General features: G+C 52.1%; 14 protein-coding genes. 13 read left to right on the forward strand and 1 reads right to left on the reverse strand.

What is annotated here, in order from left to right:
* Positions 1-110: 110 nt before the first annotated feature.
* Both nhaA and nhaR read left to right on the forward strand, forming a co-directional pair.
* Positions 111-1,277 carry a Na+/H+ antiporter NhaA gene (gene nhaA, locus ACJHYO_RS05725; protein WP_000681386.1) on the forward strand — a complete coding sequence of 389 codons (1,167 nt, stop codon included), beginning with the start codon at positions 111-113 and terminating at the stop codon, positions 1,275-1,277.
* Positions 1,278-1,336: 59 nt separating this feature from the next.
* The gene (gene nhaR / locus ACJHYO_RS05730; RefSeq protein ID WP_000062878.1) at positions 1,337-2,242 is read left to right on the forward strand and encodes a transcriptional activator NhaR; all 906 of its coding nucleotides are present in this window, start codon (positions 1,337-1,339) and stop codon (positions 2,240-2,242) included.
* A 95-nt stretch (positions 2,243-2,337) separates the two neighbouring features.
* On the opposite strand, the gene rpsT is transcribed toward nhaR, so the two are convergent.
* The gene (gene rpsT / locus ACJHYO_RS05735; protein ID WP_001274021.1) at positions 2,338-2,601 is read right to left on the reverse strand and encodes a 30S ribosomal protein S20; all 264 of its coding nucleotides are present in this window, start codon (positions 2,599-2,601) and stop codon (positions 2,338-2,340) included.
* A gap of 102 nt (positions 2,602-2,703) precedes the next feature.
* Between rpsT and ACJHYO_RS05740 the strand changes: the two genes are divergently transcribed.
* From ACJHYO_RS05740 to carB, 11 genes are all read left to right on the forward strand, one after another.
* On the forward strand, positions 2,704-2,922 hold the full coding sequence (locus ACJHYO_RS05740) for a DUF2575 family protein (RefSeq protein WP_001337277.1): 219 nt from the start codon (positions 2,704-2,706) through the stop codon (positions 2,920-2,922).
* Positions 2,923-2,929: 7 nt separating this feature from the next.
* Positions 2,930-3,871 (forward strand): bifunctional riboflavin kinase/FAD synthetase, encoded by a 942-nt coding sequence (gene ribF, locus ACJHYO_RS05745; protein WP_000767329.1) that lies wholly within the window; start codon positions 2,930-2,932, stop codon positions 3,869-3,871.
* 42 nt (positions 3,872-3,913) lie between these two features.
* Positions 3,914-6,730 (forward strand): isoleucine--tRNA ligase, encoded by a 2,817-nt coding sequence (gene ileS, locus ACJHYO_RS05750; protein ID WP_410232422.1) that lies wholly within the window; start codon positions 3,914-3,916, stop codon positions 6,728-6,730.
* Positions 6,730-7,224: a signal peptidase II gene (gene lspA / locus ACJHYO_RS05755; protein WP_000083369.1), complete on the forward strand. Its 495-nt coding sequence runs from the start codon at positions 6,730-6,732 to the stop codon at positions 7,222-7,224. The genes ileS and lspA overlap by 1 nt, the downstream gene beginning before the upstream one ends.
* 108 nt (positions 7,225-7,332) lie before the next feature.
* Positions 7,333-7,782, forward strand: coding sequence for an FKBP-type peptidyl-prolyl cis-trans isomerase (gene fkpB / locus ACJHYO_RS05760; RefSeq protein WP_021515981.1), 450 nt, complete (start codon positions 7,333-7,335; stop codon positions 7,780-7,782).
* Between the two features lies 1 nt (position 7,783).
* Positions 7,784-8,734, forward strand: a complete 951-nt coding sequence (ispH, locus tag ACJHYO_RS05765; protein ID WP_001166403.1) for a 4-hydroxy-3-methylbut-2-enyl diphosphate reductase — start codon at positions 7,784-7,786, stop codon at positions 8,732-8,734.
* Between the two features lie 65 nt (positions 8,735-8,799).
* The gene (gene rihC / locus ACJHYO_RS05770; RefSeq protein WP_001239167.1) at positions 8,800-9,714 is read left to right on the forward strand and encodes a ribonucleoside hydrolase RihC; all 915 of its coding nucleotides are present in this window, start codon (positions 8,800-8,802) and stop codon (positions 9,712-9,714) included.
* 22 nt (positions 9,715-9,736) lie between these two features.
* Positions 9,737-10,102: a DUF805 domain-containing protein gene (locus ACJHYO_RS05775; protein ID WP_000220879.1), complete on the forward strand. Its 366-nt coding sequence runs from the start codon at positions 9,737-9,739 to the stop codon at positions 10,100-10,102.
* A 160-nt stretch (positions 10,103-10,262) separates the two neighbouring features.
* Complete coding sequence (dapB, locus tag ACJHYO_RS05780; protein ID WP_000543585.1) at positions 10,263-11,084, forward strand: 4-hydroxy-tetrahydrodipicolinate reductase; 822 nt, start codon at positions 10,263-10,265, stop codon at positions 11,082-11,084.
* A 454-nt stretch (positions 11,085-11,538) separates the two neighbouring features.
* Positions 11,539-12,687, forward strand: a complete 1,149-nt coding sequence (gene carA, locus ACJHYO_RS05785; protein ID WP_001295757.1) for a glutamine-hydrolyzing carbamoyl-phosphate synthase small subunit — start codon at positions 11,539-11,541, stop codon at positions 12,685-12,687.
* A 17-nt stretch (positions 12,688-12,704) separates the two neighbouring features.
* Positions 12,705-15,926: a carbamoyl-phosphate synthase large subunit gene (gene carB / locus ACJHYO_RS05790; protein ID WP_001126333.1), complete on the forward strand. Its 3,222-nt coding sequence runs from the start codon at positions 12,705-12,707 to the stop codon at positions 15,924-15,926.
* Positions 15,927-16,110: the final 184 nt, after the last annotated feature.

A 16,110-nucleotide genomic window follows, 5' to 3' on the forward strand; every position in this document is an offset into this window, starting at 1 on the left:
TTAATAGATCGTAAAAAGCGAGCTATTCCTACACTATAATCTGATTTTAACGATGATTCGTGCGGGGTAAAATCGTGAAAACGATCTATTCACCTGAAGAGAAATAAAAAGTGAAACATCTGCATCGATTCTTTAGCAGTGATGCCTCGGGAGGCATTATTCTCATTATTGCCGCTGTATTAGCGATGATTATGGCCAACAGCGGTGCAACCAGTGGATGGTATCACGACTTTCTTGAGACGCCGGTTCAGCTCCGGGTTGGGACACTTGAGATCAACAAGAACATGCTGCTATGGATCAATGACGCTCTGATGGCGGTATTTTTCCTGTTGGTTGGTCTGGAAGTTAAACGCGAGCTGATGCAAGGTTCGCTGGCCAGTCTGCGCCAGGCGGCATTTCCTGTTATTGCCGCAATCGGCGGGATGATTGTCCCGGCATTGCTCTATCTGGCTTTTAACTATGCCGATCCGATTACCCGCGAAGGCTGGGCAATCCCGGCGGCGACTGACATTGCCTTTGCACTTGGTGTGTTGGCGCTGTTGGGAAGTCGTGTTCCGTTAGCGCTGAAGATCTTTTTGATGGCTCTGGCTATTATCGACGATCTTGGGGCCATCATTATCATCGCATTGTTCTACACTAATGACTTATCGATGGCCTCTCTTGGCGTCGCGGCTGTAGCAATTGCGGTACTCGTGGTATTGAATCTGTGTGGTGTACGCCGCACGGGCGTTTATATTCTGGTTGGCGTGGTGCTGTGGACAGCGGTGTTGAAATCGGGGGTTCACGCAACCCTGGCTGGCGTCATTGTCGGCTTCTTTATTCCTTTGAAAGAGAAGCATGGGCGCTCTCCGGCTAAACGTCTGGAGCATGTTTTGCATCCATGGGTGGCGTATCTGATTTTGCCGCTGTTTGCATTTGCTAATGCTGGCGTTTCACTGCAAGGTGTCACGCTGGAAGGTTTGACCTCCATCCTGCCATTAGGGATCATCGCTGGTTTGCTGATTGGCAAGCCACTGGGTATTAGTCTGTTCTGCTGGTTGGCGCTGCGTTTGAAATTGGCACATCTGCCAGAGGGAACGACTTACCAGCAAATTATGGCGGTTGGTATCCTGTGCGGTATCGGTTTTACTATGTCTATCTTTATTGCCAGCCTGGCATTTGGTAGCGTAGATCCAGAACTGATTAACTGGGCAAAATTAGGTATCCTTGTCGGTTCAATTTCTTCGGCGGTAATTGGATATAGCTGGTTACGCGTTCGTTTACGTCCATCAGTTTGACAGGACGATGTACTGGGGAGCCATAAACGGCTCCCTTTTCATTGTTATCAGGGAGAGAAATGAGCATGTCTCATATCAATTACAACCACTTGTATTACTTCTGGCATGTCTACAAAGAAGGTTCTGTGGTTGGCGCAGCGGAGGCGCTTTATTTAACACCACAAACCATTACCGGGCAGATCCGGGCGCTGGAAGAGCGCCTGCAAGGGAAACTATTTAAGCGTAAAGGACGTGGTCTGGAACCCAGCGAACTGGGGGAACTGGTCTATCGCTATGCCGATAAAATGTTCACCTTAAGCCAGGAAATGCTGGATATCGTCAACTATCGCAAAGAGTCCAACTTATTGTTTGATGTTGGTGTGGCAGATGCACTTTCCAAACGTCTGGTCAGCAGTGTTCTGGATGCCGCAGTTGTGGAAGACGAGCAGATCCATCTACGCTGTTTCGAATCGACGCACGAGATGCTTTTAGAGCAGTTGAGTCAGCATAAACTGGATATGATCATCTCTGACTGTCCGATCGATTCCACTCAGCAGGAAGGGCTGTTTTCCATGAAAATTGGCGAATGTGGTGTCAGTTTCTGGTGCACTAACCCACTACCAGAAAAGCCGTTTCCTGCCTGTCTTGAAGAGCGTCGTTTACTTATTCCGGGGCGTCGCTCAATGTTGGGGCGTAAGCTATTAAACTGGTTTAACTCCCAGGGCTTGAACGTCGAAATTTTGGGTGAGTTTGATGATGCTGCGTTGATGAAAGCCTTTGGGGCGACGCATAACGCTATTTTCGTTGCACCTTCGCTTTACGCTAATGATTTCTATAACGATGACTCGGTTGTGGAGATAGGCCGTGTTGAGAACGTGATGGAAGAGTACCACGCGATTTTTGCCGAAAGGATGATTCAGCACCCTGCAGTACAGCGTATCTGCAATACAGACTATTCTGCGCTGTTTACTCCAGCTTCAAAATAAACATTTGTACTTTGCAGGCCGAATTTTGGCCTGCAGATGGATATAAAAAAACCCGCCAGAGCGGGTTTTTTTACAAAGCTGACAACAACAGGCAATTAAGCCAGTTTGTTGATCTGTGCAGTCAGGTTAGCCTTATGACGTGCAGCTTTGTTTTTGTGGATCAGACCTTTAGCAGCCTGACGGTCCACGATTGGTTGCATTTCGTTAAATGCTTTCTGTGCAGCAGCTTTGTCGCCAGCTTCGATAGCTGCGTATACTTTCTTGATGAAAGTACGCATCATAGAGCGACGGCTTGCGTTGTGCTTACGAGCCTTTTCAGACTGAATGGCGCGCTTCTTAGCTGATTTGATATTAGCCAAGGTCCAACTCCCAAATGTGTTCTATATGGACAATTCAAAGGCCGAGGAATATGCCCTTTTAGCCTTCTTTTGTCAATGGATTTGTGCAAATAAGCGCCGTTAATGTGCCGGCACTCGTTACGTAGTGATGGCGCAGGATTCTACCAGCTTGCGGGGTGTGAATACAGCTTTTCCGCGAGAAAAATTGCAGCAGGCGGTCAGTTTCTTCCCATGATTTGCGCCATAGCAATGAAAAGCCACTTCTTTCTGATTTCGGTACTCAATCGCCGGTTAACCTTGACCGCTGTACAAGGTATACTCGGACGATTTTCACTGTTTTGAGCCAGACATGAAGCTGATACGCGGCATACATAATCTCAGCCAGGCCCCGCAAGAAGGGTGTGTGCTGACTATTGGTAATTTCGACGGCGTGCATCGCGGTCATCGCGCGCTGTTACAGGGCTTGCAGGAAGAAGGGCGCAAGCGCAACTTACCGGTGATGGTGATGCTTTTTGAACCTCAACCACTGGAACTGTTTGCTACTGATAAAGCCCCGGCACGGCTCACCCGGCTGCGGGAAAAACTGCGTTATCTTGCAGAGTGTGGCGTTGATTACGTGCTGTGCGTGCGTTTTGACAGGCGTTTTGCGGCGTTAACCGCGCAAAACTTCATCAGTGATCTTCTGGTGAAGCACTTGCGGGTAAAATTTCTTGCCGTAGGTGACGATTTCCGCTTTGGCGCTGGTCGTGAAGGCGATTTCTTGTTATTACAGAAAGCGGGCATGGAATACGGCTTCGATATCACCAGCACGCAAACTTTTTGCGAAGGTGGCGTGCGTATCAGCAGCACCGCCGTGCGTCAGGCGCTTGCGGATGACAATCTGGCTCTGGCAGAAAGTTTACTGGGGCACCCGTTTGCCATCTCCGGGCGTGTAGTCCACGGTGATGAATTAGGGCGCACTATAGGTTTCCCGACGGCGAATGTACCGCTACGCCGTCAGGTTTCCCCGGTGAAAGGGGTTTATGCGGTAGAAGTGTTGGGCCTTGGCGAAAAGCCGTTACCCGGCGTTGCAAACATCGGAACACGCCCAACGGTTGCCGGTATTCGCCAGCAACTGGAAGTGCATTTGTTAGATGTTGCAATGGACCTTTATGGTCGCCATATACAAGTAGTGCTGCGTAAAAAAATACGCAATGAGCAGCGATTTGCATCGCTGGACGAACTGAAAGCGCAGATTGCGCGTGATGAATTAACCGCCCGCGAATTTTTTGGGCTAACAAAACCGGCTTAAGCCTGTTATGTAATCAAACCGAAATACGGAACCGAGAATCTGATGAGTGACTATAAATCAACCCTGAATTTGCCGGAAACAGGGTTCCCGATGCGTGGCGATCTCGCCAAGCGCGAACCGGGAATGCTGGCGCGTTGGACTGATGATGATCTGTACGGCATCATTCGTGCAGCTAAAAAAGGCAAAAAAACCTTCATTCTGCATGATGGCCCTCCTTATGCGAATGGCAGTATTCATATTGGTCACTCGGTTAACAAGATTCTGAAAGACATTATCATTAAGTCCAAAGGGCTTTCTGGATATGACTCGCCGTATGTGCCTGGCTGGGACTGTCATGGTCTGCCAATCGAGCTGAAAGTAGAGCAAGAATACGGTAAGCCGGGGGAGAAATTCACCGCCGCTGAGTTCCGCGCCAAGTGCCGCGAATACGCTGCGACCCAGGTTGACGGTCAGCGCAAAGACTTTATCCGTCTGGGCGTGCTGGGCGACTGGTCGCACCCGTACCTGACCATGGACTTCAAAACTGAAGCCAACATCATCCGCGCGCTGGGCAAAATCATCGGCAACGGTCACCTGCACAAAGGCGCGAAGCCGGTGCACTGGTGCGTTGACTGCCGTTCTGCACTGGCAGAAGCGGAAGTTGAGTATTACGACAAAACTTCTCCGTCCATCGACGTCGCTTTCCAGGCGGTCGATCAGGATGCGCTTAAAACGAAATTTGGCGTAAGCAATGTTAACGGCCCAATTTCGCTGGTTATATGGACCACCACGCCGTGGACGCTGCCTGCTAACCGCGCAATCTCCATTGCACCTGATTTTGATTATGCGCTGGTGCAAATCGACGGTCAGGCCGTGATCCTCGCGAAAGATCTGGTTGAAAGCGTAATGCAGCGTATCGGCGTTAGCGATTACACCATTCTTGGCACGGTGAAAGGTGCCGAGCTGGAACTGTTGCGCTTTACCCATCCGTTTATGGACTTCGATGTTCCGGCAATTCTCGGCGACCACGTTACGCTGGATGCCGGTACCGGTGCCGTTCATACCGCGCCAGGCCACGGTCCGGACGACTATGTGATCGGTCAAAAATATGGTCTGGAAACCGCTAACCCGGTTGGCCCGGACGGCACTTATCTGCCGGGTACTTACCCGACTCTGGATGGCGTTAACGTCTTCAAAGCGAACGATATTGTCATTGCGTTGTTGCAGGAAAAAGGCGCACTGTTGCACGTTGAGAAAATGCAACACAGCTATCCGTGCTGCTGGCGTCATAAAACGCCGATCATCTTCCGCGCGACGCCGCAGTGGTTCGTCAGCATGGATCAGAAAGGTCTGCGTGCGCAGTCACTGAAAGAGATCAAAGGCGTGCAGTGGATCCCTGACTGGGGCCAGGCGCGTATCGAGTCGATGGTTGCTAACCGTCCTGACTGGTGTATCTCTCGTCAGCGTACCTGGGGCGTGCCGATGTCACTGTTCGTGCACAAAGACACAGAAGAACTGCATCCGCGTACTCTCGAACTGATGGAAGAAGTGGCAAAACGCGTTGAAGTTGACGGCATTCAGGCGTGGTGGGATCTCGATGCGAAAGAGATCCTCGGCGACGAAGCTGACCAGTATGTGAAAGTACCGGATACGCTGGATGTATGGTTTGACTCCGGATCTACCCACTCTTCCGTTGTTGATGTGCGTCCGGAATTTGCCGGTCACGCAGCGGACATGTATCTGGAAGGTTCTGACCAACACCGTGGCTGGTTCATGTCTTCCCTGATGATCTCTACCGCGATGAAGGGCAAAGCGCCATATCGTCAGGTACTGACTCACGGCTTTACCGTGGATGGTCAGGGTCGCAAGATGTCTAAATCCATCGGTAACACCGTTTCGCCGCAGGATGTGATGAACAAACTGGGTGCGGATATTCTGCGTCTGTGGGTGGCATCAACCGACTACACTGGCGAAATGGCCGTTTCTGACGAGATCCTGAAACGTGCTGCCGACAGCTATCGTCGTATCCGTAACACCGCGCGCTTCCTGCTGGCAAACCTGAACGGTTTTGATCCGGCAAAAGATATGGTGAAACCGGAAGAGATGGTGGTACTGGATCGCTGGGCCGTAGGTTGTGCGAAAGCGGCACAGGAAGACATCCTCAAAGCGTACGAAGCATACGATTTCCACGAAGTGGTACAGCGTCTGATGCGCTTCTGCTCCGTTGAGATGGGGTCCTTCTACCTCGACATCATCAAAGACCGTCAGTATACCGCCAAAGCGGACAGCGTGGCGCGTCGTAGCTGCCAGACTGCGCTGTATCACATCGCAGAAGCGCTGGTTCGCTGGATGGCACCAATCCTCTCCTTCACCGCTGATGAAGTGTGGGGTTACCTGCCGGGCGAACGTGAAAAATACGTCTTCACCGGCGAGTGGTACGAAGGCCTGTTTGGTCTGGCAGACAGTGAAGCAATGAACGATGCGTTCTGGGACGAGCTGTTGAAAGTGCGTGGCGAAGTGAACAAAGTCATTGAGCAAGTGCGTGCCGATAAGAAAGTGGGCGGCTCGCTGGAAGCGGCAGTAACCTTGTATGCAGAACCGGAACTGGCGGCGAAACTGACCGCGCTGGGCGATGAATTACGATTTGTCCTGTTGACCTCCGGCGCTACCGTTGCAGACTATAACGACGCACCTGCTGATGCCCAGCAGAGCGAAGTCCTCAAAGGGCTGAAAGTCGCGTTGAGTAAAGCCGAAGGTGAGAAGTGCCCTCGCTGCTGGCACTACACCCAGGATGTCGGCAAGGTGGCGGAACACGCAGAAATCTGCGGCCGCTGTGTCAGCAACGTCGCCGGTGACGGTGAAAAACGTAAGTTTGCCTGATGAGTCAATCGATCTGTTCAACAGGGCTACGCTGGCTGTGGCTGGTGGTAGTCGTGCTGATTATCGATCTGGGCAGCAAATACCTGATCCTCCAGAACTTTGCTCTGGGGGATACGGTCCCGCTGTTCCCGTCGCTTAATCTGCATTATGCGCGTAACTATGGCGCAGCGTTTAGTTTCCTTGCCGATAGCGGCGGCTGGCAGCGTTGGTTCTTTGCCGGTATTGCGATTGGTATTAGCGTGATCCTGGCAGTGATGATGTATCGCTCGAAGGCCACGCAGAAGCTAAACAATATCGCTTACGCGCTGATTATTGGCGGCGCACTGGGCAACCTGTTCGACCGCCTGTGGCACGGCTTCGTTGTCGATATGATCGACTTCTATGTCGGCGACTGGCACTTCGCCACCTTCAACCTTGCCGATACTGCCATTTGTGTCGGTGCGGCACTGATTGTGCTGGAAGGTTTTTTACCTTCTAAAGCGAAAAAACAATAATAAACCCTGCCGGATGCGATGCTGACGCATCTTATTCCGGCCTACAGATTGCTGCGAAATCGTAGGCCGCATCCGGCAAAAATCCTCAAAATATAAGAGCAAACCTGCATGTCTGAATCTGTACAGAGCAATAGCGCCGTCCTGGTGCACTTCATGCTGAAACTCGATGATGGCACCACCGCTGAGTCTACCCGCAACAACGGTAAACCGGCGCTGTTCCGCCTGGGTGATGCTTCTCTTTCTGAAGGGCTGGAGCAACACCTGCTGGGGCTGAAAGTGGGCGATAAAACCACCTTCTCGCTGGAGCCAGATGCGGCGTTTGGCGTGCCGTCACCGGACCTGATTCAGTACTTCTCCCGCCGTGAATTTATGGATGCAGGCGAGCCAGAAATTGGCGCAATCATGCTTTTTACCGCAATGGATGGCAGTGAGATGCCTGGCGTGATCCGCGAAATTAACGGCGACTCCATTACCGTTGATTTCAACCATCCGCTGGCCGGGCAGACCGTTCATTTTGATATTGAAGTGCTGGAAATCGATCCGGCACTGGAGGCGTAACATGCAGATCCTGTTGGCCAACCCGCGTGGTTTTTGTGCCGGGGTAGACCGCGCTATCAGCATTGTTGAAAACGCGCTGGCCATTTACGGCGCACCGATATATGTCCGTCACGAAGTGGTGCATAACCGCTACGTGGTCGATAGCCTGCGCGAGCGTGGGGCTATCTTTATTGAGCAGATTAGCGAAGTACCGGACGGCGCGATCCTGATTTTCTCCGCACACGGTGTTTCTCAGGCAGTACGTAACGAAGCGAAAAGCCGCGATTTGACGGTGTTTGATGCCACCTGTCCGCTGGTGACCAAAGTGCATATGGAAGTCGCCCGCGCCAGCCGTCGTGGTGAAGAATCTATTCTCATCGGTCACGCCGGGCACCCGGAAGTGGAAGGGACGATGGGCCAGTACAGCAACCCGGAAGGGGGAATGTATCTGGTCGAATCGCCAGACGATGTGTGGAAACTGACGGTCAAAAACGAAGAGAAGCTCTCCTTTATGACCCAAACCACGCTGTCGGTGGATGACACGTCTGATGTGATCGACGCGCTGCGTAAACGCTTCCCGAAAATTGTCGGTCCGCGCAAAGATGACATCTGCTACGCCACGACTAACCGTCAGGAAGCGGTACGCGCCCTGGCAGAGCAGGCGGAAGTAGTACTGGTGGTTGGTTCGAAAAACTCCTCCAACTCCAACCGTCTGGCGGAACTGGCCCAGCGTATGGGCAAGCGCGCATTTTTGATTGACGATGCGACAGATATCCAGGAAGAGTGGGTGAAAGAGGCGAAATGCGTCGGCGTGACTGCTGGCGCATCAGCTCCGGATATTCTGGTACAGAACGTAGTCGCACGTTTACAGCAGCTTGGCGGTGGCGAAGCCATTCCGCTGGAAGGTCGTGAAGAAAACATTGTTTTCGAAGTGCCGAAAGAGCTGCGTGTCGATATTCGTGAAGTCGATTAAGTCATTAGCAGCCTAAGTTATGCGAAAATGCCGGTCTTGTTACCGGCATTTTTTATGGAGAAAACATGCGTTTACCTATCTTCCTCGATACAGACCCCGGCATTGACGATGCCGTTGCCATTGCCGCCGCGATTTTTGCCCCCGAACTCGATCTGCAACTGATGACCACTGTCGCGGGTAATGTTTCGGTAGAGAAAACCACCCGCAACGCCCTGCAACTGCTGCATTTCTGGAATGTGGATATTCCGCTTGCCCAGGGCGCTGCCGTACCACTGGTTCGTGCGCCGCGCGATGCGGCATCTGTACACGGTGAATCGGGAATGGCTGGCTATGACTTTGTTGAACACAACCGTCAGCCACTGGGTATACCGGCGTTTCTGGCAATTCGTGATGCCCTGATGCGTGCGCCAGAGCCCGTTACCCTGGTGGCCATCGGCCCGTTAACCAATATTGCGCTGTTACTTTCACAATGCCCGGAATGTAAGCCGTATATTCGCCGTCTGGTGATCATGGGCGGTTCTGCTGGTCGCGGCAACTGCACACCAAACGCCGAGTTTAATATCGCTGCCGATCCAGAAGCGGCAGCCTGTGTCTTCCGTAGCGGCATCGAAATCGTCATGTGCGGTCTGGATGTCACCAATCAGGCAATATTAACCCCTGACTATCTCGCTACTTTGCCGGAATTGAATCGCACCGGAAAAATGCTACACGCCCTGTTTAGCCACTACCGTAGCGGCAGTATGCAAAGTGGACTACGTATGCACGATCTTTGCGCTATCGCCTGGCTGGTGCGCCCGGAATTGTTCACTCTCAAACCGTGTTTTGTCGCGGTAGAAACTCAGGGTGAATTTACCTCAGGCACGACGGTTGTTGATATCGACGGTTGCCTGGGCAAACCAGCCAATGTACAGGTGGCGCTGGATCTGGATGTGAAAGGCTTCCAGCAGTGGGTGGCTGAGGTGCTGGCCCTGGCGCTCTAATGATAAAACAAGGAAGTGTTCTATGACGTATGGAGAAGCGTATCTGGAAGGGTGGAAAAACATCTTTAATTATGAAGGTGTTTCCAATCGCTTCGAGTTCTGGTCGTTTATGATTGGTAGTGGCGTTATCTGTCTGCTTCCGCTTTTATGTTGGTGGTTAGCGGTAACAATTAACAATGACTATGGTGTTTTCATTTTTTTTGCGCTGCCCGCGTCATTTATTTTAACGTTGATTTTTGCCATACCGGCGATAGCGTTAGCCGTCAGAAGGATGCACGATATCGGATATTCAGGGTGGTGGGTTACCATTGTCGTGTTGATCCCTGTTACGGGCGTAATTCTGCTTATACTGTGCTGCCTGCCGTCAAAGTCACAAGACCAGGCATAATGACAGAGGGTATGACGCATCACTTTCTGCGTCATGCCTTTCACTGATATCCCTCCCTGTTTATCATTAATTTCTAATTATCAGCGTTTTTGGCTGGCGGCGTAGCGATGCGCTGGTTACTCTGAAAACGGTCTATGCAAATTAACAAAAGAGAATAGCTATGCATGATGCAAACATCCGCGTTGCCATCGCGGGAGCCGGGGGCCGTATGGGCCGCCAGTTGATTCAGGCGGCGCTGGCATTAGAAGGCGTGCAGCTGGGCGCGGCGCTGGAGCGCGAAGGATCTTCTTTACTGGGCAGCGATGCGGGCGAACTGGCCGGAGCCGGGAAAACAGGCGTTACTGTGCAAAGTAGTCTTGATGCGATAAAAGATGATTTTGATGTGTTTATCGATTTTACCCGTCCGGAAGGTACGCTGAACCATCTCGCTTTTTGTCGCCAGCATGGCAAAGGGATGGTGATCGGCACTACGGGGTTTGACGAAGCCGGTAAACAGGCGATTCGTGACGCCGCCGCCGATATTGCGATTGTCTTTGCCGCCAATTTTAGCGTTGGCGTTAACGTCATGCTTAAACTGCTGGAGAAAGCAGCCAAAGTGATGGGGGACTACACCGATATCGAAATTATTGAAGCACATCATAGACATAAAGTTGATGCGCCGTCAGGCACCGCACTGGCAATGGGAGAGGCGATCGCCCACGCTCTTGATAAAGATCTGAAAGATTGCGCGGTCTACAGTCGTGAAGGCCATACCGGTGAACGTGTGCCTGGCACCATTGGTTTTGCCACCGTGCGTGCAGGTGACATCGTTGGCGAACATACCGCGATGTTTGCCGATATTGGCGAGCGTCTGGAGATCACCCATAAGGCATCCAGCCGCATGACATTTGCTAACGGTGCGGTAAGATCGGCTTTGTGGTTGAGTGGTAAGGAAAGTGGTCTTTTTGATATGCGAGATGTGCTTGATCTCAATAATCTGTAACCACAAGATATTTATGTTGATGCAAAAACAACACATTTAATTCGTTGAATATAAAGGGCTTTAATTTTTGGCCCTTTTATTTTTAGTGTTATGCTTTTAAATCTAATGCAAATGCTGAAAATTACATGTTTTGTATTCTGTTTTTGTTGTTTTAATGTAAATTTTGACCATTTGGTCCACTTTTTTCTGCTCATTTTGATTTCATGCAATCTTCTTGCTGCGCAAGCGTTTTCCAGAACATGTTATATGATCTTTTTGTCGCTTAATGCCTGTAAAACATGCATGAGCCACAAAATAATATAAAAATCCCGCCATTAAGTTGACTTTTAGCTCCCATATCTCCAGAATGCCGCCGTTTGCCAGAAATTCGTCGGTAAGCAGATTTGCATTGATTTACGTCATCATTGTGAATTAATATGCAAATAAAGTGAGTGAATATTCTCTGGAGGGTGTTTTGATTAAGTCAGCGCTATTGGTTCTGGAAGACGGAACCCAGTTTCACGGTCGGGCCATAGGGGCAACAGGTTCGGCGGTTGGGGAAGTCGTTTTCAATACTTCAATGACCGGTTATCAAGAAATCCTCACTGATCCTTCCTATTCTCGTCAAATCGTTACTCTTACTTATCCCCATATTGGCAATGTCGGCACTAATGACGCCGATGAAGAATCTTCTCAGGTTCATGCCCAAGGTCTGGTGATTCGCGACCTGCCGCTGATTGCCAGCAACTTCCGTAATACCGAAGACCTCTCTTCTTACCTGAAGCGCCATAACATCGTGGCGATTGCCGATATCGATACCCGTAAGCTGACGCGTTTACTGCGTGAGAAAGGTGCTCAGAATGGCTGCATTATTGCGGGTGACAACCCGGATGCGGCGCTGGCGTTAGAAAAAGCCCGCGCGTTCCCAGGTCTGAACGGCATGGATCTGGCAAAAGAAGTAACCACCGCAGAACCCTATAGCTGGACACAAGGGAGCTGGACGCTGACCGGCGGCCTGCCAGAAGCGAAAAAAGAAGACGAGCTGCCGTACCACGTCGTGGCCTACGATTTCGGTGCCAAGCGCAACATCCTGCGTATGCTGGTGGATAGAGGCTGTCGCCTGACCATCGTTCCGGCGCAAACTTCTGCGGAAGATGTGCTGAAAATGAATCCGGACGGCATCTTCCTCTCCAACGGTCCTGGCGACCCGGCCCCGTGCGATTACGCCATTACCGCTATCCAGAAATTCCTCGAAACTGATATTCCGGTATTCGGCATCTGCCTCGGTCATCAGCTGCTGGCGCTGGCGAGCGGTGCGAAGACTGTCAAAATGAAATTTGGTCACCACGGCGGCAACCATCCGGTTAAAGATGTTGAGAAAAATGTGGTGATGATCACCGCCCAGAACCACGGTTTTGCGGTGGATGAAGCAACATTACCTGCAAACCTGCGTGTCACACATAAATCCCTGTTCGACGGTACGTTACAGGGCATTCATCGTACCGATAAACCGGCGTTCAGCTTCCAGGGACACCCGGAAGCCAGCCCTGGTCCACACGACGCCGCGCCGTTGTTTGACCACTTTATCGCGTTAATTGAGCAGTACCGTAAAACCGCTAAGTAATCAGGAGTAAAAGAGCCATGCCAAAACGTACAGATATAAAAAGTATCCTGATTCTGGGTGCGGGCCCGATTGTTATCGGTCAGGCGTGTGAGTTTGACTACTCTGGCGCGCAAGCGTGTAAAGCCCTGCGTGAAGAGGGTTACCGCGTCATTCTGGTGAACTCCAACCCGGCGACCATCATGACCGACCCGGAAATGGCTGATGCCACCTACATCGAGCCGATTCACTGGGAAGTGGTACGCAAGATTATTGAAAAAGAGCGTCCGGACGCGGTGCTGCCAACCATGGGGGGGCAGACGGCGCTGAACTGTGCGCTGGAGCTTGAGCGTCAGGGCGTGCTGGAAGAGTTCGGCGTCACCATGATTGGTGCCACTGCCGATGCGATTGATAAAGCCGAAGACCGCCGCCGTTTCGACGTAGCGATGAAGAAAATCGGTCTGGAAACTGCGCGTTCCGGTATCGCTCATTCAATGGAAGAAGCGCTGGCGGTTGCCGCTGAAGTTGGCTTCCCGTGCATTATTCGCCCATCCTTTACCATGGGCGGTAGCGGTGGCGGTATCGCTTATAACCGTGAAGAATTTGAAGAAATTTGCGCCCGCGGTCTGGATCTTTCTCCGACTAAAGAGCTGCTGATTGATGAGTCGCTGATCGGCTGGAAAGAGTACGAGATGGAAGTGGTGCGTGATAAAAACGACAACTGCATCATCGTCTGCTCTATCGAAAACTTTGATGCGATGGGCATCCACACCGGTGACTCCATCACTGTCGCGCCAGCCCAAACGCTGACCGACAAAGAATATCAAATCATGCGTAACGCCTCGATGGCGGTACTGCGTGAAATCGGCGTTGAAACCGGTGGTTCCAACGTCCAGTTTGCGGTGAACCCGAAAAACGGTCGCCTGATTGTTATCGAAATGAACCCACGCGTGTCTCGCTCCTCTGCGCTGGCGTCGAAAGCCACTGGTTTCCCGATTGCCAAAGTGGCGGCGAAACTGGCGGTGGGTTACACCCTCGACGAGCTGATGAACGACATCACCGGTGGGCGTACTCCGGCCTCCTTCGAGCCGTCCATCGACTATGTGGTTACTAAAATTCCTCGCTTCAACTTCGAAAAATTCGCCGGTGCTAACGACCGTCTGACCACTCAGATGAAATCGGTTGGCGAAGTGATGGCGATTGGTCGCACGCAGCAGGAATCCCTACAAAAAGCGCTGCGCGGCCTGGAAGTGGGCGCAACTGGCTTCGATCCGAAAGTGAGTCTCGACGACCCGGAAGCGCTGACTAAAATCCGCCGCGAACTGAAAGATGCTGGCGCAGAGCGTATCTGGTATATCGCTGATGCCTTCCGCGCGGGCCTGTCTGTAGACGGTGTATTTAATTTGACCAACATTGACCGCTGGTTCCTGGTACAGATTGAAGAGCTGGTGCGTCTGGAAGAGAAAGTCGCAGAAGTGGGCATCACTGGCCTGCACGCTGAATTCCTGCGCCAGTTGAAACGCAAAGGCTTTGCCGATGCGCGTCTGGCTAAACTGGCGGGCGTGCGCGAAGCGGAAATCCGCAAGTTGCGCGACCAGTATGATCTGCACCCGGTTTACAAGCGCGTGGATACTTGTGCGGCAGAGTTCGCCACCGACACCGCTTACATGTACTCCACTTATGAAGAAGAGTGCGAAGCGAATCCGTCCACCGATCGTGAAAAAATCATGGTGCTCGGCGGCGGCCCGAACCGTATCGGTCAGGGTATCGAATTCGACTACTGCTGTGTACACGCCTCGCTGGCGCTGCGCGAAGATGGTTATGAAACCATTATGGTTAACTGTAACCCGGAAACCGTCTCCACCGACTACGACACCTCTGACCGTCTCTACTTCGAGCCGGTAACTCTGGAAGACGTGCTGGAAATTGTGCGTATTGAGAAGCCGAAAGGCGTTATCGTCCAGTACGGCGGTCAGACCCCGCTGAAACTGGCGCGCGCGCTGGAAGCTGCTGGCGTACCGGTTATCGGTACCAGCCCGGATGCCATCGACCGTGCGGAAGACCGTGAACGCTTCCAGCATGCGGTTGAGCGTCTGAAACTGAAACAACCGGCGAACGCCACCGTTACCACCATCGAAATGGCGGTTGAGAAAGCGAAAGAGATTGGCTACCCGCTGGTGGTGCGTCCGTCTTACGTTCTCGGCGGTCGGGCGATGGAAATCGTCTATGACGAAGCTGACCTGCGTCGCTACTTCCAGACAGCGGTCAGCGTATCTAACGATGCGCCAGTGTTGCTGGACCACTTCCTTGATGACGCAGTAGAAGTTGACGTGGATGCCATCTGCGACGGCGAAATGGTGCTGATTGGCGGCATCATGGAGCATATTGAGCAGGCGGGTGTGCACTCCGGTGACTCCGCATGTTCACTGCCAGCTTACACCTTAAGTCAGGAAATTCAGGATGTGATGCGCCAGCAGGTGCAGAAACTGGCCTTCGAACTGCAGGTGCGCGGCCTGATGAACGTGCAGTTTGCGGTGAAAAACAACGAAGTCTACCTGATTGAAGTTAACCCGCGTGCGGCGCGTACCGTTCCGTTCGTCTCCAAAGCCACCGGCGTACCGCTGGCAAAAGTGGCGGCGCGTGTGATGGCTGGCAAATCGCTGGCTGAGCAGGGCGTAACCAAAGAAGTTATCCCGCCGTACTACTCGGTGAAAGAAGTGGTGCTGCCGTTCAATAAATTCCCGGGCGTTGACCCGCTGTTAGGGCCAGAAATGCGCTCTACCGGGGAAGTAATGGGCGTGGGCCGCACCTTCGCTGAAGCGTTTGCCAAAGCGCAGCTGGGCAGCAACTCCACCATGAAGAAACACGGTCGTGCGCTGCTTTCCGTGCGCGAAGGCGATAAAGAACGCGTGGTGGACCTGGCGGCAAAACTGCTGAAACAGGGCTTCGAGCTGGATGCGACTCACGGCACGGCGATTGTGCTGGGCGAAGCGGGTATCAATCCGCGTCTGGTGAACAAGGTGCATGAAGGTCGTCCGCACATTCAGGACCGTATTAAGAATGGCGAATATACCTACATCATCAACACCACCTCAGGTCGTCGTGCGATTGAAGACTCCCGCGTGATCCGTCGCAGTGCGCTGCAATATAAAGTGCATTACGACACCACCCTGAACGGCGGCTTTGCCACCGCGATGGCGCTGAATGCCGATGCGACCGAAAAAGTAATTTCGGTGCAGGAAATGCACGCGCAGATCAAATAATAGCGTGTCATGGCGTATATTTTTCATCCGCTAATTTGATCGAATAACTAATACGGTTCTCTGATGAGGACCGTTTTTTTGTGCACAGAAAACCCCCAGCTAGGCTGGGGGTTCCGGAAAGCTTTCAGCTTTGAGCCAGTTATTAAAACCCCTTTTGATTTGTTAAAACACCTTGCGGTCTGGC

The sequence above is a fragment of the Escherichia sp. WS1118 genome (genome assembly GCF_046487695.1).
GTDB lineage: Bacteria > Pseudomonadota > Gammaproteobacteria > Enterobacterales > Enterobacteriaceae > Escherichia > Escherichia coli.